Below are 21,519 nucleotides of genomic sequence, written 5' to 3' on the forward strand. Positions count from 1 at the left end.
CCGTGGCCCTCTCGCCGAACATCTGCCTGGTGAACGCCGCGCGCAGCCTTTGCGACGACGTGTTTTTCGCGATTGCCTCGACGAACCGCCTCGACGAGGGCGTCCTGCGCGCGCTCGCGAAGCGCCGCGCGCCCGTGCTCCAGGCGGCCGCGCGCGGGGCGCCGCCCGAGCACCTCGGCGCGTGGGACACGTGGCTCGTGCGGATGGCGGCGGCGATCGCGCCGATCCAGCCGCCGCGCTGGCTCGCGATGGCCGACGTGATCGACGAGGGCATCTCGCTCGAAGGCGGCGCGCGGGGCGTGCGTTCGCTCTTCACGACGAAGCCGAGCGAGAAGGACGTCGCGCGGGTGAAGGCGTTCGGGGGGTTTGCATCGCGCGCGCTCGCGGCGGTGCTCGGGGCGACGGGCGAGTTCCAGATGGAGGCGAAGTCGCAGCGCGGCTGCTTCATCGCGTCGCTCGGTTTGCCCGAGGAGGACGAGAAGGCGCTCGCGAAAGAGGAGCCGGTGCGGGCCGAGACGCTCGAAGTGCCGGAGGGGCTCCCGCCGAAGATCGCGCGGGCCGTGCTGCGGGGCGCGTTTTACGCGGCGATGCTGGAGGGGGTCGACCCGCGCGAGGAGCAGGCGGTCCTGGTGATCGGGAAAAAGACGTCCTTGCCGGCCGAGGAGGTCACGGCGGCGCACGGGGAGGCGCGGCAACGCATCGAGGCGGCGCGGGCATTCGGCGCGCCGTGCGTGGACGGGATCCGGTACGTGCTGGAGGGCGAAAAGGAGTCGAGCGACGAGCTCGCGGTCGCGGCGGCGCGGCTGACCTTGCCCATGAATCACCGCACGGAGGCGATTACCGCGGTGAACGTGGGCGGGAAGGTGGTGCTCGCGAAGAAGCATTCGCTCGACAAGAAGCAACGGGAGGCGGCGCTCGCATTGGCGTGGGCCGCGGCGCTGCGGTCGGATCCTTCGTACGTGCGACGGAGCGAGCTTGCATATCGGCACGACGCGGTGGCCGCGGACCTCGGGGACGAGGGGGCGGGGAGGGATGCGCGGCGCGGGGTGGAAGCGTTCATCGAGGAAGAGCTGCGAGCGCTCGTGCCGCTGGTGCCGCCGCCGTTGCCCTGACGAATCAGTCGACGCGTTCGCTTGCGTGAGGCTTCGACCGCCGCGTGATCTGGACGAGCGTCTCCGCCGCGCCGAGCGGCGCCGGCTCGGGCGCGTCGAACGGCTCGACGACGAGCTCGAACAGGCCATGATCGAACGGTTTTCCCTCGGCCGCCGCGGCGGGGACGAGCCGCTCGCGTTTGCCCTCGGCGGCGAGCGTGCGCGCGCGGAAATGGCAATACGGGTTGTTCCCGGGCCGGCCGAAGAGCGCGTGCGCCGTGAACGTGCAGCCGCCCAGGCAGATTTCGGCGAACGGGCAGGTGCGGCAGAAACCCCAGAGGTCGAGGGCGGTGCGGTTTCGCGCGAATGCGAGGGCCGGGGATTCGTCCCAGATCGCGCCAAGGCTCCTCTCGCGTAACGAGCCGCCGACATAGGGAAAACTTTGCAGCGAGGGACAACCCTTCACCGCGCCGTCCGATTCGATCCCGAGCACACGTTTTCCCGCCTGACACCCCATGAAATGGTCGCGCCCGCCCTCTTTCACGGAGCGCAAGAGCGCCTCTTCGGGGCCGAAGTAGCCGAGGTTGTTGCCGGGCATCAGCGTGATGCCGTCGCGGAAGGCGCGGCGCTTCAGCGCGGCGACGCGGGGCACGACGTCGAGCAGGTCGTAGGGCTGGAGCAACATGTCCGGGCGATCGGCGGCGCGGCCGAGGGCGGCCGTGATCTGCACCTGCCAGGCGACGATGCCGAGCGCAGAGAGGTGCTCGTAGAGCGCTTCGAGGTCGCCCCGATTGACGCGATTCACGTTCGTGTTCGCCGCTACGAGCAGGCCCGCCTCGCGCAGGTGGCCGATCGCGCGCGTGGCGCTCTCGAAGCTCGATTTTGCCCGGCGAATGAGGTCGTGTGTGCGCGCGAGCCCGTCGACACTCACCGAGACGCTGTGCAGCCCCGCTTCTTTCATGGCCCGCGCGAGCGCCGCGTCGATCCCGCGGCCGCCCGTGGTCATCGTGGGCCGGATCCCTGCATTTTTGAGGGCCCGGATGATGTCGAGGAATCCCTCGTGCAGGTATGCCTCGCCGCCGATGAGCACGACTTCCCGCGCGCGGCGCTCCTTCAATTGCTGGACGACGCCGAGCGCCTCCTCGGTTCCGAGCTCGGTCGTCCGCGGACCGCCGGCGCGTGAGCCGCAATGGGCGCAGGGCTGATCGCAGCGGAGCGTGAGCTCCCAGACGACGTACGCGGGATGGAAATCGTCTGCGAGCACGGGGACGCGGCGGAGGGGCATGGCGGCGCTCAGGTTACCACCACGCACGCCTCAGGCGCCCGTGGACGTGGAGTCCCGGGACCACTCGACCTCGATCGCGGAAGCGAACACCTCGAACTCGTGCTCCAAATGATCGAGGAGCTTCTCCGCGCCGTCGAGCTTGCCGGACCGCGACATGCTCTCGAGCCGCGCGCTCGTCTCGGCCACGCGTTTCGCGCCGACCGCGCCGCTCGAACCCTTGAGCGCGTGCGCTCGCCGTTCGAGGTCCGCGGCGTCGCGCTTCTTCAGGGCGTCACGCAGCCCGACCATTCGCCCCGGGACCTCCGCGAGGAACGCGCGGCCGATCTCTTCGAGGGCCCCGAGCTCGCGGAGCCCCTCGATCATTCGCATGTCGAGGACCGGTCCTGCGCCGTCCGACGCGACCGCGGTCCGCGGCGCCTCCGCGGCGGGCCGCGCGAGCGCCGTGTGACGTTCGAGCACGCGCTGCAGATCCAGGCGCTCGATGGGCTTCGGCACGTGGTCGTCCATTCCCGCCGCGAGCGCGCGCTCCCGGTCCTGCGGCATTGCGTTCGCCGTCAGCGCCACGATGGGCGTGCGCGGCAATCCGTGCGCTCGCTCCCGCCTCCGTATCTCCTCGGTGGCGCGATAGCCATCCATCTCCGGCATCTGGCAATCCATCAGCACCAGTCGATACGACCCGCGCTCGAACGCCTCCACCGCGGCGCGCCCGTCGTCCACCGTGGTCACCACGCAGCCGAGCGTCGCGAGCATCTTCTGCGCGACCTTCTGGTTGACCACGTTGTCCTCGGCGAGCAGGACCCGGAGGCCCACGTGCGCCCCCGAATCGACGAGCTTTTCGCTCCGGGGCGCCTCGTCCCTCGCCGCCGCGCGTGGCCCCGCGACGACGGCCGCGAGCGCGGCCAGGAGCGCCGACCTGCGCACGGGCTTGTGGATTCGCGCGGCGCGCGCGCCCGGCGGGAGCGTCGGCAGCTCACGCCCCACCGGCGAGAGCAAAACGAACGAAATGGACGCGAGCTTCGGGCTCGCGAGGACCGCCTGCACGACGTCGGCGCCGCTCATCCCCGGCATGTCGCGATCGAGCAAGAGCACGTCGTACGGTCGCCCCGCGGACGCTGCCTGATGGAGCGAGGTCATCGCCGCGCCGCCGCCGTCGGCCTCGTCCGCCTTCATTCCGAGGCTTTGGAGCGAGGCGCAGAGGGCCGCGCGTGCGGCGGGGCTGTCGTCGACGACGAGCGCGCGGAGGCCCGCGACGTTCGGGGGCGCGGCGCCGCGGGACGTGTTTTTCGTGGCCTTCTCGAGCCGCGCCGTGAACCAGAACGTCGACCCTCGCCCGGGTTCGCTCGTGAGGCCGAGCTCGCCGCCGAAGAGGCGCACGAGTTGCCTCGAAATGGCGAGCCCGAGCCCGGTCCCGCCGTGCCGCCGCGTGCTCGAACCGTCGGCCTGCGCGAATGCGTCGAAGATACGATCTTGATCCCCCGGCGCGATTCCCACGCCGGAGTCCTTCACCTCGAAGCGCAGGAGCACCGATCGCCCGTCGTCCTCGACCATGGACACGCTCGTGACGGCCTCGCCCGCGTCGGTGAATTTCACGGCGTTGCCGAGCAGGTTCACCAGCACCTGACGCAATCGGCCCGGATCTCCCGTGAGGTCCTTGGGCACCTCGTCCGGGAGTCGCAGCACGAGCTCGACGTGTTTGTCGTGGGCGCGCTGGGCGAGCATGTCGAGCGTGCCTTCGAGGAGCGTGTCGAGCTCGAACGGCTCACGGGCGAGCTCCATCTTGCCCGCCTCCATCTTCGAAAAATCGAGGATGTCGTTGATGATCGAGAGCAGGCCCTTGGCCGAGCCCTGGACGATCTCGGCGTACTCCTTTTGCACGGGGGCGAGCGGGGTCTCGAGCAGCAGCTCGGTCATGCCGAGCACGCCGTTCATGGGCGTGCGGATCTCGTGGCTCATGCGGGCCAAAAACTCGCTCTTCGCGCGCGCCGCCGACTCGGCGAGCTCCTTCGCGGCGCGCAGCTCGTCCTGCGTGCGCAAGAGGGCCGCGTTGTCCTCGCCGAGCCTGCGCCCCATTCCCACGACACCACGCGCCGTCTCGTCGAGCTCGACGACCGCGACGGGCACCGCCTCCTGTTCATAACGGCCCTCGCCGATGTTGCGCACGAGGTCATTGATGCGCGTGAGCGGATCCGCGATGCCGCGGCTCATGGTCCGCGCCTTCCGATAAAGGTAAACGAAGAAGCACGTGTAAAAGACGACGAGGCCGGCCACCATGTACACCGCGATACGCCCGATCCGTTTGCCGAGCGTCACGGCTTGCCCGTCGATCCGGGCCTGCGGCACGATGACGACGAGCTTCCAACCCGTCGCATCGACCGTGCTCCACGCGACGCGTTTCGCCTCTCCCGCGAGCATCGTCTCGAGGCTCCCCTCCCGCTCCTGCTCCAGGGCGCCCGGAAGCTCGCCGAGATCCTTGCGTTTGTAGAGGTTGAACGCGTCGGGCTTGAAGGTGTCCTTCAGGATCGCGGCCCGATAATCGTGGTTCGTCAGCTCGGTGAGCGCGAAATCGTGCTCCCCGCCCGAGGGCAGGGCCAGGATCGTGCCCGAGCGTCCGATCAGCACGCCATACCCTTCCCAGGGGATTTGCAGCCCGAGCACCTGCTCGACGAGCGTGGCCACCGTGATGTCCGCCCCCACGACGCCTTCGAGCACGTCGCCGCGATGAACGGGGGCGATACACGACGCCATCCAGCCCTGTCCGGCCGGGTCGACGTAGACGTCTGTCCAGACGACCTTGCGTTCCGGGTTGTGCTTCGTATCGGCCTCGTAATAAAAATTGTACGAGGGAATGTCCATGTCCGGCGGGTATTGCTTGCGCACGTCCATGAACGGATAGATGCGGTTCATCGAGTCCGACGTGTTCAGGTACGCCTGGACCCACGAACGGTTGTTCCGGACAATCGATCGGAGCAGCGGGTCGAGGCGCTCCGTCTTCAACACCTTGTCGCGCTCGGCGTCGCCGATCCGCGTGCGGCTGCTGTAAAAGAGCGCGCTCCCTCCCTCGTCGCTCGTCTTGTAATACAGCCCCTCGGGCGCTGGTGCGTATCGCTCGAGCGCAGCCTTGCGCTCCGCCTCCGAGAGGCGAAGCGGTTCGGAGAGGGTGCGCCCGACCTCGTCCGTCAGCACCCTGACGCCCGTCATGACCGCCGAAAGCTCCTGGTCGAGCAGGACCGCCTCCCGCGAAGCGATGCGCGACAGCTCGCTCGCGGCCACCGTGCGTATGGCGGCCGTATTCTCGCGTTGCACGAACCGGTTCGCGCCGAGGTACGCGAGGATGAGCACGACCTCGACGAGGAGCAACGGAATCAACGCAGTGCGAAAGAACGCATGCCAGATCCAACGAAAGAGGGGCTGGCTTTGCACGGTGGTTCGAGCGGGCATGAGGACGGGCCCCCTCGGATCGAGGCACGGGGGGGAAGATCTCCAATAGAGAAGAACCCCGTCATGCCGTCAAGCGTGAGCACGGCTTCGGCTGCGTCGCAGATGCCGCGTTTCGCTTGCGTCCTGCCGCGTGCAAGACAATCCTCCTCGCATGCTGAAGACTTGTGTATCTTGTGAAGGTTTCGTCCCCGGCTCGGCGTCGAGCTGTCCGCACTGCGGCGCGGAAACGCCGACAGAGAAGGCTCCCTCGGCGATCGCGGGTTTCGGGAAGAGCCTCGTGGCCCTGGCGACGGGCGGGGCGATGGCCGTCACACTCATGGCTTGTTATGGGCTGCCCCCGTGTGATCCGGCCGATGACAAGGACGGCGACGGGTTCTGCCCCACCTACGATTGCAACGACGATAACAAAGACATCCACCCCGACCAGCTCGATCCCAAGGGCGACGGGATCGATCAGAACTGCGACGGCGTCGACGGCAACGCCTGGGAAGAGCAGCCGGACGCGGGCGACGGTGGGACCAAGTGCGTTTCTTGCGCGCAGGGCATGAACATCCTCGGCACCACGGAGGTCGACCTCTGCGAGGGCGCGTCCCTCGAGGCCTTCCAGGCGCTGAAACAATGCGCCTGCCAGGACGGCTGCGCGGCCGTTTGCCAGGACAACTCCCACTGCACCGGCAACGCGACGACGTCGGATTGTCAGGCCTGCATCGATACGCAGTGCAGCACGCAAAAGCTCGATTGTCAGGAAAACTAGTCGCGACCTAACGAAGCGTGGCGACGAGGATCCCGAGCGTCGCCACGCTCGCCCCGATGAGCCCCCACCCGATGCGGCGCAAATGCCGCGTGTGGACCGGGAACGACGTCACCCCGAGCGAGAGCACCACGAACGGCGCGAGCGCGATCGGCGCGGCGTTCGGCAGCACGCCCCGGAGCGCGAGGATCACGCTCGCCGTGCCGAGGCCGATCGTCGCGACGTACGCGGCGACGAGCGTCGCCTTCCCCTCGTGTTTGGCCCGCGCAATCACGGCGCGCACCGCGAGCGTCGACACGAGGAACGCCGTCGTCCAGACGAGCCAGGCCACGGCCGCGGGAAACAGCGCGACCCCGCTCGCGAGCGCCACCGGAAAACCCGCGCCCGAGAGCGCCGCCGCCGCGATGATCTCGCCCGCCGCCGTCTTCTCTTCCTTGCGCCAGACGAACGCCATCACGACGAGCCCGAGCACGACGGGCGGGACGAGACCGAGCCTCGCTTCGACGGGCGCGAAGATCAGGAACACGCAGCCAGACAGCGCCATCGCCGCGACGAGCCACACGAGCCGCCGCGCCGCGCGCGGGCCGTCCTGCGCGCGGGCCTTCTTGCCCCGTTGCCCGAGCAGGACGAGCACCGGCTCGTGCGCGAGGAACGCCGCGATCCACGCGATCGTCAAGCCAAACGCCGCGAGCGTCGGCCGGCCGAGCGCGAGCGCCGCGACGAGCGGCAAACCGAGCTGACCGTACGCGCCGTGCTCCTTCGGCGCGAGCGAACGCGCAGGCGCCGGGGAAGCGAGCGGAGCAGAGGTCATGCCTTCCCCCATGGCATTCCGCGCGGCCGCTGGCAACGGTCCCGGGCGCTAGAGCTCCTCGGACTCCTCGGCGCTCGAACGAGGGTCATTCTCCTCGACGAGCTCGTCGATCGTGGCCTCGGCGCGGTGCCGCTCGCGCTCGCGCTCGAGCTCCAGGGGTTGCATCTCTCGCTGGCGCACGCCCACCGCTCGTTTGGGGTCGTGGCCGTACTCGGCTGTGTGGCGGTTCTGGTCCGGCATGGGTGAAGCCTCCTCCCCGCCTGCACCTGGGGGCGTTTCCTTCGCACCGGAAGGGGTCGCGAGCAGGAGCATCGCGATCACGCCGAGCGCGACGCCGAGCGCGCGACGCACGGTAAAACCCTCGCCGAAGATGAGCGGCGCGAGGGCGGCCGAGAGGACGACGCCCCCGCCGAGCGCGAGCGTGCCCGTGGCAGCCACCGGACCGCCGAGCCGGAGGGCCGTGAAAAGGAGCGTCGTCGCGACGCTGATGCACAGACCCGCGAGGCATGCCCACACGACGCCGGGCGTGCTCGTCGGCGTGGCCTCGGCCTCGCGACGCACGACCATGAAGGCGAGGATCCCGAGCGCGGCCGTGCCTTCGAGGCAGAGCGCGCCGAGCGCGTCGCCGATACGTCCGCTCGACGCGCGCAGGGCGAGGTAGTGCAGGCCGAAGAAGCAAGCCGCGACGATGGCGGGCAGGGTCCAGGCGGGCATCCGGCGACCCTAGTGGGCCGGCGTGCCCGGGGGAAGAGCTGGCGGGATCTTGCCACGGGCGCGTGTTCGTGAGACACACGTGGACCTGAACTATCGGCCGAGGTGCCCGTCCCTCGGCGATGCAAGGGGATCGTGAAGCCGCTCCGCCATCTCGTCGCCCTCTGCGTGCCCTTCGTCATGGTCGCCCTCGCGGGAGGCCCCCTTGGTTGCCAGCTCATCGGCCTGCCGGATGCGCCCCAGCCGCCGAAGGTCCAGCTCCCGCAGATGCCCCAGGCGCCGGCGGTCCCGACCGTCGACGTGCCTTCGCCGCCCTCGGCCTCGCTGCCCTCGGCGCCCGAGAAGCCCAAGATGGACGTGCCTCTCGACGAGGACACCGAGGTCTGCTGCCTGCGCAGCGGCCCCGTCGAGCAGGTCTGCGGCGGCGACGCAAAGCGCTGCTGTACGATCAAGCTCGAGCGCGACGCTTGCGAAGACCAGGGCGGCCTCTGGTTCCACAGCGTGCGCGGCTGCGCGGGAGCCTGCTGAAGACGCACGGAGGAGGCGAGGGCTGGTAGACTGGCCCGCATGCCTCTCCGGACGGCGCGGTTTTTCCTGTTTCTCTTCGCTCCCGCATTCGCGGCGGGGTGCTTCTTCGGCAAGGACCTGAAGGAGGTCCTCGCCGAGCATCGCGCCCCGGTCGAGGCGAAGCTCGCCAAGGTGAAGGCGCTGCGCGAGCAGGCCCGCAGTTTGCCCGCGGTCTCGAGCGACGTCGTCCACATCGCGGGCGGCCCTGCGCCGGTGCTGTCGTGGAGCGGCGGGACCTTCGGGGTCAATGCGGCGATTGCGTATCTCGAAGATCTCGACAATCCGACGGAGCTCGGGAACGTCCCGCATCGGGTGCCCGCGACCGGGACGATCAATCGATGCGCGTCGGTGCTCGCGACGCACCGGGAGCCGTACGACGCGGCGCACCCGCAAATGCCCCCGCCGACGATGAGCAGTTATCGCGCGGACGAGGTGCTCGGCCTTTGCCAGTCGCTCCGGTATCTGCTCGTCGTCCGCTCGCTCGCGTTCGTCGAGCCCTCCGATCCGCGGACGTCCACCGCGTGCAGCCTGCTCGACGCGGGCGCGAGCGATGCGGGCGCGAGCGATGCCGGGACGTGCCATCGTTTCGACGGCGGATATCTGAAAGCCGACGTGCTCGTCTTCGACGTGGAATCGGGCCATCATCTCGGCGGGTTCGGGTTCGTCGCGGAGAACGGCATCGCGGTCAACGTCACCGACGACGGGACGAACGTCAAGGGCGCGATCGTCGAGGATTTTCATCGCAACGTCGAGGAAGCGCTGAAGGCCGCGGCGCGGAAGGCTCTCCCCGGTCTGTCCGTCGAGGATTGATCATGGCGTCGATATCGTGGCGAAAAGACGGGGCGGAGCGGGCGCAGATCGAGGGCCTCATCAAGGAGGTCGAGGCGATGTGCTCCGCCGAGATCGTCATCACGGTGCGGCCCCGATCGGGCGCCTACCGCCAGGCCGATTACCTGTTCGGCGTGATCTGCGCGTTCGTCGGCCTCTGCGTCTACATTTATGCGCCGACGGAGTTCACGGACGACCTCGTGCCGCCGGCGCTGCTCCTCCTGTTCGTCGCGGGGGCCGTCTTTTGCGCCAACGTCGCGCCGTTGCGGCGGCTCCTCCTGCCGAAAGCATTACAAGCGCGGCAGGTGCGCGCGGCTGCGCGTGAAGCGTTCCTGGACCATGGTATCACGGGGACCCGCGACCGCACGGGCATTCTCATTTACATCTCCGTCTTCGAGCGCCGCGCCGAGGTCGTCACCGACATCGGCGTTCTCCGCCGCGAGAGCGACGGCCAGCCCGGCGAGGCGATCCGCGGGATCGAGCGCGCCGTGGCCGAGGGTTTGCCCATGGAGGGGTTCGTCTCCGCGGTGCGAGGTCTCGGCGCCTGGCTGAAAGAGGCGCTCCCGCCGCGCGCGGACGACATCAACGAGCTCAGCGACGAGGTGAGGTGAGCATGAATCGGCGCAAGACGCTCCTCGGATCGGCGCTCCTCTCGCTGCTTCTTTTGTGGTCCAACGAGGATGCCTTTGCGCGCCCCGGCGGCGGAAGCTCCTTCAAGGGAGGAGGCTCGCGCTCGTCCGGCAGCAGCAGCAGCGGGAGCCGCTCGTCGAGCAGCGGCAGCAGCGGGAGCCGGTCGTCGAGCAGCGGCAGCAGCGGCAGCGGCAGCCGGTCCTCCGGATCGAGCTGGGGAAGCCGCCCGGTCACGTTCGGCGGCAGCACCGGGAGCGGCTCGAAGGGCTACAGCGGAGGCACCCCGCGCAAGACGGTCTGGGCGTTTCGAGACCAGAGCGGGGTTCTTCGCGCCAAACAAGCCCCGTCGCCGGGCGTCTCGATTTATCCGGCGCCTGCGCCGCACGCGCCCATTCCCATCGGACCGGACACGACGACGTCCGCCGAACGCATCGCCGGGTTCGTCTTCGGCGCGGGCTTCTTCGCCATCGGCGCGGGCGTGCTCGCGACGCCCATGTTCCTCATCGGGCTCTTGCTCCATCGGCAACGGAAGCGCAACCAGCTCGACGTGGGCTGGTCCTCCGCGGGGCATTTCGTCGCCTCCGGGCCCATGCACGTGGAGGAGAACCCGGCCGAGGTCCGCCGCAAAATGGAAGGGCTGCGCGGCCAGGACCCCGATTTTTCGGTCATCCTGCTCGAAGACTTCATCACCGCGCTTTACGCGGAGGCGCACACGGCCCGCGGCTCGAATGCCCTCGAAAAGTATTCGCCTTACCTGCGTCCGGCGGCGCGCAGCACCCTCGGCAGCTTGCCGCGCGTGCCGGTCACCACCGTCATCGTCGGGGCGCTCCGGCTCGTTTCGTTCGTGGTCGACACGCGGGCCCAGCAGAGCCGGCTCGTCGTGGAGATCGAATCCAATTACACCGAGGATCCGCAGGGCGCGCCCCCGACCTCCCATTATGCGCTGGAGCGCTGGACGTTCGTCCGGGCCTTCGGCGCCCGCTCGCGCTCGCCGGATCGGGTGCGCTCGTTCGCCTGCCCGAACTGCGGCGCGCCGCTCGAACGCACGACGCACGGCCGCTGCACGTATTGCAGCCAGGCCGTGGACTCGGGGCAATTCGACTGGGTCGTCGAGCGGATCGACCTCCTCGCCCGCGAGACGCGCGGGCCCATGCTCACGGGCACGACGGAGGAGGAGGGCACCGAGCTGCCCACGGTCTTCGATCCCGGGCTCTCGGCGGCACGCATGGAAATGGCGCGGCGCGACGGGTCCTTCACCGAGTCGACGTTCTTCGGGCGCGTGCAATGGATCTTTTCCACCATGCAGCACGCTTGGACGTCGCTCGAATGGAACCGCGCCCGGCCTTGCCTCACGGATCGGCTGTGGAGAGCGCAGAGCTACTGGATCGAGGCGTACCGGCAGCAGGGGCTGCGGAACGTCACCGAGAATGCGCGTATCCTGCGGATCGAGCTCGTGCGGATCGCGGCGGATCGGTGGTACGAGGCCGCGACCGTGCGGGTGCACGCGACCGGGCTCGATTACACGATCCGGCTCGGGGACAACGCCGTCGTCGGCGGCCGGCGCGACAGGGAGCGCGCGTACACCGAATACTGGACGCTCGTGCGGAGCGCGACCCGGCACGGCCCCACGCGCGCCGCCCCGGCCTGCCCGCAATGTGGCGCGCCGCTCACCATGGAGATGGCCGAGCGCTGCGGCCATTGCGGGACGCTCGCCGAGGCGAACACGTTCGACTGGGTGCTGAGCCGGATCGAGCAGGACGAGGCGTACGTCGGTTGATCCGAGGCGCTCAGCCTCGTCCGCCCGCCGTGGGCCTGGGCAGTGACCGATCCCAGAGCTCCTCACGATACGAAAGATCCCCGAGGATCCGCTCGAAATCGGCGATCGGCATGCTGCACCGGCCGTGCTCGTCCTCGATCTGCACGTCCGCGCCCTCGAACCAGCGCTCCTGCGGATCGATGGGGTCGTCGTAATGGACGACGCCTTTCTCCCAATCGATCGAGAGCACCAGGATCTTGTGCTCCGCGTGCCGGATCGGCTCGCCGCCCGTGTCGCCCTGGAAGTTCGTCACCAGGGGGAGCACGATCGTCGCGAAGACCGGCTCGCCTTTGCGCGTCGATTGATCGAGGATCGAGAGCCCGTCACGTGCGAGATCGGGGGCGCTCTCCGTGGCAATGCCGAGCTTCGCGAGGGCCTTCGCCATCATCGCGTGCTGCGTCGAGAGCGTCTTCCAGGGTTTGCCCGTGACCGCGACGAGCAGCCGCTCGAACGCGCCCATTTCGAGCCCCGTCCCCACGCGCTCGTCGCCCTTGAAGTGGCAGTCGAGGATGTTGTCGTAATCGAGGTCGGGATACGCGAACTCCATACACGCGACCTGGAAGATGCGGCTGATCGGGCTTCGCCTCCGCTCGCCCGCGTTCGGCAGGAGGATGTCCTCGTCGCAGACGAGCTCCTCGCCCGATCGTAGCGTGGCCCGACCCGACGCAGAAATGAGCCCCGCCACGAGCCGCGCATATTCGGCTGGATCCTGCATGGCGAGATGAATCTCGACGCAGGCCGCGGCGCACGTGCCCTTGAGCCCTTGATTGATGCGCCCCGGATCGGCCAGGTTCTGCACGAGCTCGAAGAGCGCGCGATTTCGCCCTTCCGGCGTCGCGAAGAAGCTCCAGAGCGGACCCGTCGCGATGTCCACGAGCGATTCCACGAGCGGACGCCCGAACGCGTCGAGCCGCGCGAGCCTCCCGTCCCTCGAGAGCACACGCAGCGCGTCATCGAGCGTCGCGCGCCAGGGCCGCTGCGGCTCCGCCCATCCGGGAATGCGGCTCGGCGGCACGGCCCACGTCTCGATGGTGTCGGCGAGCGTCTCGAAGAGGCTTTCGACGGTGCCCCCCATTCGAACCTCCCTCGCGTAGCATGCCCCCGAGGCCACGCGATTTCCAGGCGAAAGCAGGCTCCCTTCCGCGATTTTTCAATGACGTCCTGCGTAGGAAATGGTGGTAGCATCGAACCATGGCAGCTCATGCGCGCGCCTCGTCTCCCTCGGGCCCACCCCGCGGCGTGGTTTCCACAGCCCGCGGTCCGTCGGACACATACCGGAACTTGTAACCATGCGTTTTCACTCATCTCTCCGGTCGGCGCAGGGCGTGGAAAGAGCGCGGACCATGTCCTCCGCTCGCACCCGTCCCGTCTGGCTCGTCCCGGCCGTGCTGCTCGCCTCCTCGTTCGGCCTCGTTTGCAGCAGCACGCCCTCCGTTCCCACCACCCTGCCCGGACAACCCCCGCCGCCCGTCGTCATCGAGCGGGCCGTGCACAAGGGTGACGAGCCGCTGGTCTTCCCTCCCGCCGTGTCACGCAATGCCCGCCTGCCCGTCTACGGTGACGAGGTCGACCGCACCTCGACCGACCTCGACGTCCAGAGCCCGAGCCTCGACAGCGACGGCAAATTCTCCTTCCACGGCACCTCGTTCCGCATCTCCTTCAATCAGCGCATCGCGCGCCCCGCGCCCGATCCCAAGGCCAAAGGTCCCCAGAAGGCCGCCGAGGGCACGATTCGCCTGACCCCGAGCGTGGAGGGCGAGGCGTATTGGCTGAACGATACCACGCTCGAATTCGTGGCAAAGCGCCCCTTCGACACGGAGACCACGTACGCCGTCGAGCTCGGCGAATTGAAGACGCCCGCGGGCGCCGGCCTGAAGCAGGCGTGGAAAGCGCAATTCAAGGCGACGCCTGGCGTCACGATCGCCGGGAAGGACCTCGGCTACATTCCCGTTCCCGGCCGCCACCGCGTGATCGCGATGCACCCGAACGACGGCCTCGACGTCGGCGCGCGCGAGACCTTCGCCGTGCTTTATGATCAGCCGATCGACCTCGGCCTCGCGCGGACCCTCATCACGCTGACGGAGGCGGCGAGCGAGAGGCCCATCTCCGTCGTCTTCGATCACCCGAAGACGCCGACGTTCCAGGGGATCAAGGTCGATCCGAAGCTCGTCGTGCTCGTCCGGCCCGTCTCGCCCGTCGCGCCGGGCACGAAATTGGTCCTCCAGGCAAAACCTCGATTCGTGGAAAAACTCCACCAGGCGCGCGAGGTCGAGGTGACGGTGGCGGAGCCGCTCGCGTTCAAGGACGTGACGTGCGAATGGTACTGGGACGACGACGGCCGGCAGCGGTCGTGCACGTTCCAGGACGGGAAGTTGTACACGGCGGGGCGCGAGGTTCGCGTGGCGTTCAATCAGGCCGTCGCGACCCCGGACGACAAACTCGCGGCCCGCGTGCGCGTGAGCCCGGCCGTGCGGAACATGACCGTGCGGAACGAGCGCTGGGACAATGAAATCGCGATCCGCGGCGAACTCGAGCCCTCGAAATCGTACGAGGTCTCGATCGAGGGCCTCACCGACGATCATGGCAACCGCCTCGTGAAGCCCGTCTCGTTCCGCGTCGAGATGGCCCCGATGCCCGCGAGCGTGACCATGGCGGACGGCATGTTGTGGCTCGATCCGGAGACGACGCGCCATTTCGCCGTGACCTCGCGCAACGTCTCGAAGGCCTCGCTTCTCGCCTGGCCCGTCGCCTCCACGGACCGCGCCGCGCAGGAAGCCGCGCTCCGGCGCGTGCGCACGCGGGACCTACCCCCCGAGGCTGCGCCCGTGCGGATTCCGATCGCCATCAAGGCCGAGCGAAACAAGCTCGTCACGACGCAAATCGATCTCTCGAAGCACCTCTCGACGGGGCAGAATTACATCACGACGATCGCGGCCGACGAGATCGCCTTCAGCGCGAAGCTCGCAAAGTTCCCGCGCGGCAGCGAGGCGGCAAAACCCCTCGTCGCTTTGATTCGCCCCGGCGACGAGCGCTCGCTCGCCGTGCATACCCGCGCGACGCCGAATGCGACGATCGTGCAGGTCTCGCGGCTCGCGGGCGGCGCGCCGGTGCAGGGCGCCCTCGTGCGCCTTTCGGGCGACGAGAATTCGGCGGGCGTGACCACGGATGCTTCGGGTGTCGCGCTCTTGCCGTTCGACCTGCGCGCGACGGCTCGGCCGTTCCTCGACGTGCGCGCGCAGGACGCCGATTTCATCCTTCCGCTCGACGGGGACGGTATCACGGAGAGCCAGATCTTTCCGGACCTCGCCTCGGGTGAAGGCGCGCCGTCGTCGTTCGGGCGGGCGTTCGTCCTGACGGACCGCGGCATTTATCGGCCCGGTTCGAGCGTGTTCGTCAAGGCAACCGTCCGCAAGCCCGACGGGGCCATGCTCTCGCCCGTTGCAGGCGCGTCCTTGCGATTGCGCGTCGTGGGCCCGACGGGCGACGACGTCTTCCAGCAGACGCTCACGACGAACGACATGGGCAGCCTCTCCACGACGATCACCATTCCGGCAGACGCCAAGATCGGCCGGCACCTGATCCACCTGGAGCAGCCCGAGCAAGGTGAGGACGCCGAGCCGCTCGCGCGGACGATCGTGCAGGTCGCCGAATTCGAGCCGCCTCGGTTCGTGGTCGACGTCGACGCGTCCGCGGACGCAAAGAATGCGCTGCGGGCCGAGGTGCGGGCGCGATATCTGTTCGGCGCGCCGATGGACGGCGCGAGCGCGTCGTGGACGGTGCGGCGCGAGGGCGCGCCTTTCCCCGAGGGACCCTTGACCTCGGCGGGGCTCTCGTTCCGGCGCGCGTCTCGCTGGTACGACGACGAGGAGGAGCCGTGGTCGCGCGCGGGCGAGGGATCTCTTTCGGCCGACGGGAAGCTCGCGGTCGTGCAGGCGCTCGAAATCGCGCCCGCGCTCGGACCGCAGAAATTCGTGATCGAGGCGGACGTGACCGACGCCTCGCATCGGCACGTCGCGGGGAGGGGGAGCGTGGTGGTTCATCCGGCCAAACGATATGCCGGGATGAAGCTGCCCTCGACGTGGTATGGGGTGGGCGATGACGTGCCCGTCGAGCTCGGCGTGATCGATCCGGAGGGGCGACCCATCGAGGGCGCGACCGTGACGGCGAAGCTCGAGCGGATCGAGTGGCAATACGCGAAGCGGCGCGGCGCGGGCGGGTCGCTCGAATGGGACTGGACGTCGAAGCGGATCGAGGCCGGTCGCTGCACGGCGACGAGCGCGAAGCAGCCCGTGACGTGCAAGGTGAACATCGGCCGCTCGGGCAGCTACGAGATCACGGCCGAGGTGGATGGTCGGCCCGGCGGCGCGATGGGGCTCTGGGCGTACGGGAGCGAGGGCGAGGCGCTGCCCGCCGCGCCGGAGCGGCCGCACGCGCTGGATTTGTCGGCCGACAAATCGAAGTATGCGCCCGGCGAGACGGCGAAGATCCTCGTGCGCAATCCGTTCCCCGAGGCGACGCTCGTGACCACGATCGAGCAGGGCCATCTGCTCGAAAAACGCGCGATGCGGGTGAAGGCGGGCGCGACGGTGATCGACGTGCCGCTCCGGCCCGAGCACGCGCCGTTCGTGCATGCGACGGCGACGCTCCTGCCGATCGGCGCGAAGGGCCGCGCGGCCACCGATTACAAGATCGGCGCGGTGCGGCTGCCCGTGTCGATGGCGGGCGCCCGGCTCGAGGTCACGGCGCGGAGCGACAAACCGTTTTATCGGCCGGGGGACGAGGCGGAGATCGACATCGAGGTCATGGACGGGGGCAAACCCGAGGGCGACGCAGAGGTCGCGCTCGCGGTCGTCGACGAGGGCGTCCTTCGATTGACGGATTTTCACCCGATCGATCCCGCCGTGGCGCTCCGGCCGGGCCGGGGCCTCTCGTTCCGCGTGCGCGATTCGCGCAGCGATCTCGGCGAGCTGTTCGAGCGCAGCCACGTGCCCGGCGACGGCGGCGGCGCGGCGCTGTCGACGATCACCGAGGCGCGCAAGAAATTCGTGGAGACCGCGCTCTTCAAGCCCGATGTTCGTCCGGACGCACAGGGCAAGGCGAAGGTGCGGTTCAAGCTCCCCGATAACTTGACCGAGTTCCGCATCATGGCCGTCGCGCTCGATCGCGAGGGCAAAGGGGCGAAGTCGGAGTCGAGCTTCCTCGTGAAGAAGCCGGTGATGCTCGTGCCCGTGGTGCCGCGATTCGCGCGCGTCGGTGATCGATTCGAGGCGGCGGCGATGCTGCACAACGAGACGGCCGCCGCGCTCGGCGCGACGGTGCGGCTCGGGGCGCGCTCGCAGACGGTGAACGTGCCGGCGGGCGGCAAGGCGCGCGTGGGATTCTCGCTCGAACCGGCTGCCGCGGGCGCGCTCCCGCTCGTGTTCTCCGCCGAGGACGAGGCCGGCAAGAGGCTCGACGAGGTGGAGGCGAAGCTCTCCGTCGACGAGCCCGGGATCGACGAGCGGCCGCGGCTCGGCGGGGCGTTTGTCCGAAATGAAGAGGTATTGCTCGACGTGCCAGCCGGCGTGATCGAGCGGGGCGGGTTCCTCACGGTGAAGGTGGGCGAGCACCTCTGGCCCGAGCTCGGGGCGCGGCTCGAATGGCTGCTCGGGTATCCGCACGGATGCGTGGAGCAGACGACGTCGAGCACGCTGCCGCTGATCGCGGCGCGTACGATTCTGCCGCGCATCGGCGTCACGCGCCTCTCGGAGGGCGAGCTCCAGAAGCGGATCGCCGCGGGCATTCAGCGGCTCGCGACCATGCGCACGGATTCGGGCGGCCTCGCGTATTGGCCGGGTGGCGACGAGCCGAACGTGTACGGCACGGCGTACGCCATTCGAGCCGTCATCCTGGCGAAGAAGGCCGGCGTGAATCCTCCGGCGGGCTTGCTCGAAGGCATGCAGCGGTTCCTCGCGGATCGAATGCTCGACGAGGACACGGCGCCCGAGGTCTCGGCCGCGATCGCCGAGAGCCTCGCCGACGCGGGCGCGCTCGATCGGAGCGCGGCGGACGCGCTCTTCGATCGGAAGGACAATCAGAGCGTGTTCGGGCTCGGCAGCCTCGCGCTCGCGCTCGCCTCGCTCCCGGATCAGGAGGATCGCGTGAAGACGCTGCTCGACATGATCGAGGGGAGCTTCGACGAGCGGGGCGTGCTCTCGAACACGAAGCGGATGAACGATTTCTACTATTATGGCTCGCCCTCGCGTTCGCGGGCGCAGGCGGCCATCGCGCTCGCGCGGCTGCGTCGCTCGTCGCTGATTCTCCCGCTGCTCCTGCGCGAGATCGCCGCGGACATGGACGATTACACGACGCAGGCGACGGCGTATTCGCTGCTCGCGTTGAGCCAGCACCTCGAAGCGAGCACGGACGACGGCGTGGCCGTGCGCATACAGCTCGACGGCGAGAGCCTCGCGCCCACGGCGGACCTCGGCTTCGGCAGCAAGGAGTTCGCCATTCCGCTGAGCCGGGTGCGGGGCAAGAAGATGAAGCTCATGCTCACGGCCGAGGGCGATCGGTCGGTCGGATATGCGATTTCGTCGGCCTGGCAGCGTGCGATCGCGGCCTCGGATTCGCCGGCCGCCACCCGTGGCGAGAATGGTCCGTCCGTGTATCGCGTGATCAGCGATCCGCGCGGCGGGGCCGTCGAGCTCTCGAAGGTCAGGGCCGGGGATCTCTTGCGTGTCGCCTTGTATGCGCGTCTCCCCGAGGTCGGCGACGAGCGGCGTGGATACGTCGCGCTCACCGATCGCCTGCCGGCGGGCTTCGAGCCGGTGCAGCCGGATCTCGCGACCGTGGCGAGCGCGCCGGGGATCGATTCGCATCATCCGTTTTATTCGGCGCTCCGCTGGAGCTCGTCCGAGGCGAGCCACATCGAGATGCGGGACGATCGGGTGAACGTGTATTTCGACAAGGTCTGGGGCGATTCCGTGGCCGCGACGTACCTCGTGCGGGCCACGACGCCGGGCGTGTTCGCATTGCCGGCGGCGGCCGGCGAGCTCATGTACGAGCCGGACAGCGTGGGGTACAGCGACGCCGGGCAGGTGACGATCCAATGAAACGCCTCCCTTCCAAGAAGGCGCTGCGCCGGCTCGGCGTCGTGACGGGCGTTCTGGCCTGCATCGTCCTCGGAATCGCGGCGGCGTCGCAGCGCGTGCGCGCCGCCGCGGGCGAGCCGTCGGCGCACCTCGCGGATCACTGGCATGAGGGGCATCGGATCGTCGATCGCGAGGGGCGCTTGCTCCGCGAAATCGGCTCCGAGGCCGAGCAGCGCGGCCGGCCCGTGGCGCTCGATCAAATGGGCGATCGGATCGTGGTCGCGACGCTCGTCAGCGAGGACAAACGGTTTTTCGAACACGACGGCGTCGACGGCCGGGCGATCGTGCGGGCGATCGGGCAGAACTTGAAAGGCGGGCGTATCGTGTCCGGGGCGAGCACGATCACGCAGCAGCTCGTGAAATTGCTCGATGCCCAGGGAAAACCGTCGCCGCGCACCCTCGAACGCAAGGTCACGGAGGCCGCGCGGGCGCAGAACCTCGAGGAGACCGTGGACAAACGGGCGATCCTCGAGGCGTACATGAATCGCCTCGGGTATGGCCACGGGCTCACGGGGCCGGAGGCGGCGGCGCTCGGGTATTTCGGCGTGTCGGCGAAGGATCTGAGCTGGGCGCAGGCCGCGTGGCTCGCGGTGTTGCCGCGCGCGCCGTCGTTTCTGGATTCGTACGATCATCCGGAGCGGGTGCGCCTGCGGCAGCGGGCCTTGCTCGACGATCTGCGCGAGGAGGGCGTGATGAGCGAGGCCGACCACGCGCGCGCCGTGGACGAGCCCATCCACGTACGGAAGATCCAGCGGCCGTTTTACGCGCCACACTTCGTGGACGCGGTGCTGCGCGAGGCGTCGCGGCCCGGCGAAAAGGGGCATGGAGTCACGAAGACGACGCTCGATCTGGCTTTGCAGGAGGATGCCGAGGGGCTCGTGCGCACGCACCTCGCGTCGCTCGCGTCGCTCGGGGCGAACAATGCGGCCGTGATCGTGGTGGACAACGAGGATGGGGAGGTGCTCGCCTGGGTCGGGAGTGGTTCGTATTGGGATGATTCGATCGCGGGGCAGGTCGACATGGTGCGGGCCCGGCGGCAGCCGGGATCGACGCTGAAGCCGTTCGTGTATGCGCTCGCATTCGCGGACGGGCATTCGGCGGCCGAGCCTCTCCCGGACGTGCCGACGCGTTTTTCGGAGCAGGGCGGGACGTACGCGCCGGGCAATTTCGACGGGACGTTCGAGGGGCCCATCAGCGCGCGCGAGGCGCTCGCGGGGAGCTTGAACGTGCCCGCGGTGCGGCTCGCAGCGGAGGTGGGTGAAGGGCGGCTGCTCGAATCGTTGCGGAGCCTCGGGTTTGCGAGCCTCGATCGGGAGGCGCGGCATTATGGTTTGTCGCTGGCGCTCGGGACCGGCGAGGTGACGCTGCGCGAGCTCGCGGGCGCGTACGTGGCGCTCGCGCGGGGCGGCGAGCGAATGCCGATCCGGATCGTGGCCGGTGAGGCGGCGGAGCCTTCGCGGGTGATGGATCCGGCCGTCGCGTCGCTCGTGACGGAATCGCTGTCGGATCCGCTCGCGCGCGTGCGGGGATTGCACGGACGCGGGCCATTCGATCTCGGGTTTCCGGTGGCCGTGAAGACGGGGACGAGCTCGGGGCATCGTGATACGTGGTGTGTCGGGTACACGCACGAGCGGACCGTCGCGGTGTGGATCGGCAATGCCGACGGAGCGCCGACGCAAAAGCTCACGGGCGCGAGCGGCGCGGGGCCGCTCTTCGCCGACGTGATGCGGCGAGCGATGGAGGACGTGGCTTCGCGCGCGCGACTCTGGGACGAGTCGCACCTCGAATCGGTCGAGGTTTGTCCCCTCACGGGCAAGCTCGCCGGGCCGGCCTGCGTGGATCATGCATCCCGGCATTTCATTCAAGGGAAGACGCCGAAGGAGACGTGTGATTGGCACGTGCGCGCGAGCGCGCGGGAGGGGGCGCGGCCGGGCGAGGCGCCGTTCGTCTGCGATTCGCAGGGGAGCCGGTCGATCGTGGTGTTGCCCGAGGCCTACGACGGCTTTTTGGCGGCGCTGCCGTCCGGCGCGCCCGGGCACGATCCCTTGGGTTTGCCCTGGCTGTCGCGGTCGAGCGTGCCCGGCTGTGGGGATCAGGTGAACACGGAGGCGATGCTACGAATCGACGGACCTGCGGCGGGAAGCGTGTTCGTGTACGGAGAGGAGGGCGACGCGCAGGTGATCGTCCTTTCGGCGTCGGCGGTCGGTGGTCCGCCGGAGCGGCGCGTCAGCGAGGTTGAGTTCGTGGTGGATGGCGAAGTCGTGGGGCGATCGCGCTGGCCGTTCCAGGTGCGGTATCAGGCGACGCGGGGAGATCACGAGCTCGTGGTGCGGCCCGCGGATCCGCGTATCGCGTTGCGCACGGCGAAAACGAGCTTCAGCGTGCGTTAGGCCAATACGACGTTTGACAGGTCGGGGGAAGCCGCCCTAGCATGCGTGGCGGAGGGGGGCCGCTCGCC

General features: G+C 69.1%; 13 protein-coding genes. 8 read left to right on the forward strand and 5 right to left on the reverse strand.

Annotated features, from left to right (window positions below; translation table 11 throughout):
• Positions 1-2: 2 nt before the first annotated feature.
• The gene (locus tag QHF84_RS24245; RefSeq protein ID WP_281315766.1) at positions 3-1,112 is read left to right on the forward strand and encodes a hypothetical protein; all 1,110 of its coding nucleotides are present in this window, start codon (positions 3-5) and stop codon (positions 1,110-1,112) included.
• A gap of 4 nt (positions 1,113-1,116) precedes the next feature.
• Here the strand turns inward: QHF84_RS24245 and QHF84_RS24250 are convergent, their stop codons facing one another.
• Together QHF84_RS24250 and QHF84_RS24255 are read right to left on the reverse strand one after the other, a co-directional pair.
• Positions 1,117-2,376: a radical SAM protein gene (locus tag QHF84_RS24250; protein ID WP_281315767.1), complete on the reverse strand. Its 1,260-nt coding sequence runs from the start codon at positions 2,374-2,376 to the stop codon at positions 1,117-1,119.
• Positions 2,377-2,406: 30 nt separating this feature from the next.
• Complete coding sequence (locus QHF84_RS24255) at positions 2,407-5,742, reverse strand: response regulator (RefSeq protein ID WP_281315768.1); 3,336 nt, start codon at positions 5,740-5,742, stop codon at positions 2,407-2,409.
• A gap of 223 nt (positions 5,743-5,965) precedes the next feature.
• Here QHF84_RS24255 and QHF84_RS24260 point away from each other — a divergent pair, with 223 nt between their 5' ends.
• Positions 5,966-6,568, forward strand: coding sequence for a putative metal-binding motif-containing protein (locus QHF84_RS24260; RefSeq protein WP_281315769.1), 603 nt, complete (start codon positions 5,966-5,968; stop codon positions 6,566-6,568).
• 7 nt (positions 6,569-6,575) lie between these two features.
• Here QHF84_RS24260 and QHF84_RS24265 read toward each other — a convergent pair whose 3' ends face one another.
• Both QHF84_RS24265 and QHF84_RS24270 read right to left on the reverse strand, forming a co-directional pair.
• Positions 6,576-7,376, reverse strand: a complete 801-nt coding sequence (locus tag QHF84_RS24265) for a YwiC-like family protein (protein ID WP_281315770.1) — start codon at positions 7,374-7,376, stop codon at positions 6,576-6,578.
• A 48-nt stretch (positions 7,377-7,424) separates the two neighbouring features.
• Positions 7,425-8,090, reverse strand: a complete 666-nt coding sequence (locus tag QHF84_RS24270; protein ID WP_281315771.1) for a DMT family transporter — start codon at positions 8,088-8,090, stop codon at positions 7,425-7,427.
• Between the two features lie 132 nt (positions 8,091-8,222).
• Between QHF84_RS24270 and QHF84_RS24275 the strand changes: the two genes are divergently transcribed.
• From QHF84_RS24275 to QHF84_RS24290, 4 genes are read left to right on the forward strand one after another with little or no spacing between them, the layout of a single operon-like run.
• Positions 8,223-8,615, forward strand: a complete 393-nt coding sequence (locus QHF84_RS24275) for a hypothetical protein (protein ID WP_281315772.1) — start codon at positions 8,223-8,225, stop codon at positions 8,613-8,615.
• 39 nt (positions 8,616-8,654) lie between these two features.
• On the forward strand, positions 8,655-9,464 hold the full coding sequence (locus QHF84_RS24280; protein WP_281315773.1) for a hypothetical protein: 810 nt from the start codon (positions 8,655-8,657) through the stop codon (positions 9,462-9,464).
• Between the two features lie 2 nt (positions 9,465-9,466).
• Positions 9,467-10,093: a hypothetical protein gene (locus QHF84_RS24285; RefSeq protein WP_281315774.1), complete on the forward strand. Its 627-nt coding sequence runs from the start codon at positions 9,467-9,469 to the stop codon at positions 10,091-10,093.
• A 2-nt stretch (positions 10,094-10,095) separates the two neighbouring features.
• Positions 10,096-11,889, forward strand: coding sequence for a TIM44-like domain-containing protein (locus QHF84_RS24290; RefSeq protein WP_281315775.1), 1,794 nt, complete (start codon positions 10,096-10,098; stop codon positions 11,887-11,889).
• Between the two features lie 10 nt (positions 11,890-11,899).
• Here the strand turns inward: QHF84_RS24290 and QHF84_RS24295 are convergent, their stop codons facing one another.
• Positions 11,900-13,003, reverse strand: coding sequence for a hypothetical protein (locus tag QHF84_RS24295; protein WP_281315776.1), 1,104 nt, complete (start codon positions 13,001-13,003; stop codon positions 11,900-11,902).
• 268 nt (positions 13,004-13,271) lie between these two features.
• Between QHF84_RS24295 and QHF84_RS24300 the strand changes: the two genes are divergently transcribed.
• Together QHF84_RS24300 and pbpC are read left to right on the forward strand one after the other, a co-directional pair.
• Positions 13,272-19,022 carry an MG2 domain-containing protein gene (locus QHF84_RS24300; RefSeq protein ID WP_281315777.1) on the forward strand — a complete coding sequence of 1,917 codons (5,751 nt, stop codon included), beginning with the start codon at positions 13,272-13,274 and terminating at the stop codon, positions 19,020-19,022.
• Positions 19,019-21,451: a penicillin-binding protein 1C gene (gene pbpC / locus QHF84_RS24305; protein WP_281315778.1), complete on the forward strand. Its 2,433-nt coding sequence runs from the start codon at positions 19,019-19,021 to the stop codon at positions 21,449-21,451. Before QHF84_RS24300 ends, pbpC begins: the two co-directional genes overlap by 4 nt.
• Positions 21,452-21,519: the final 68 nt, after the last annotated feature.

The organism is Polyangium sp. y55x31 (assembly GCF_029946505.1).
Taxonomy (GTDB): Bacteria; Myxococcota_A; Polyangia; order Polyangiales; family Polyangiaceae; genus Polyangium.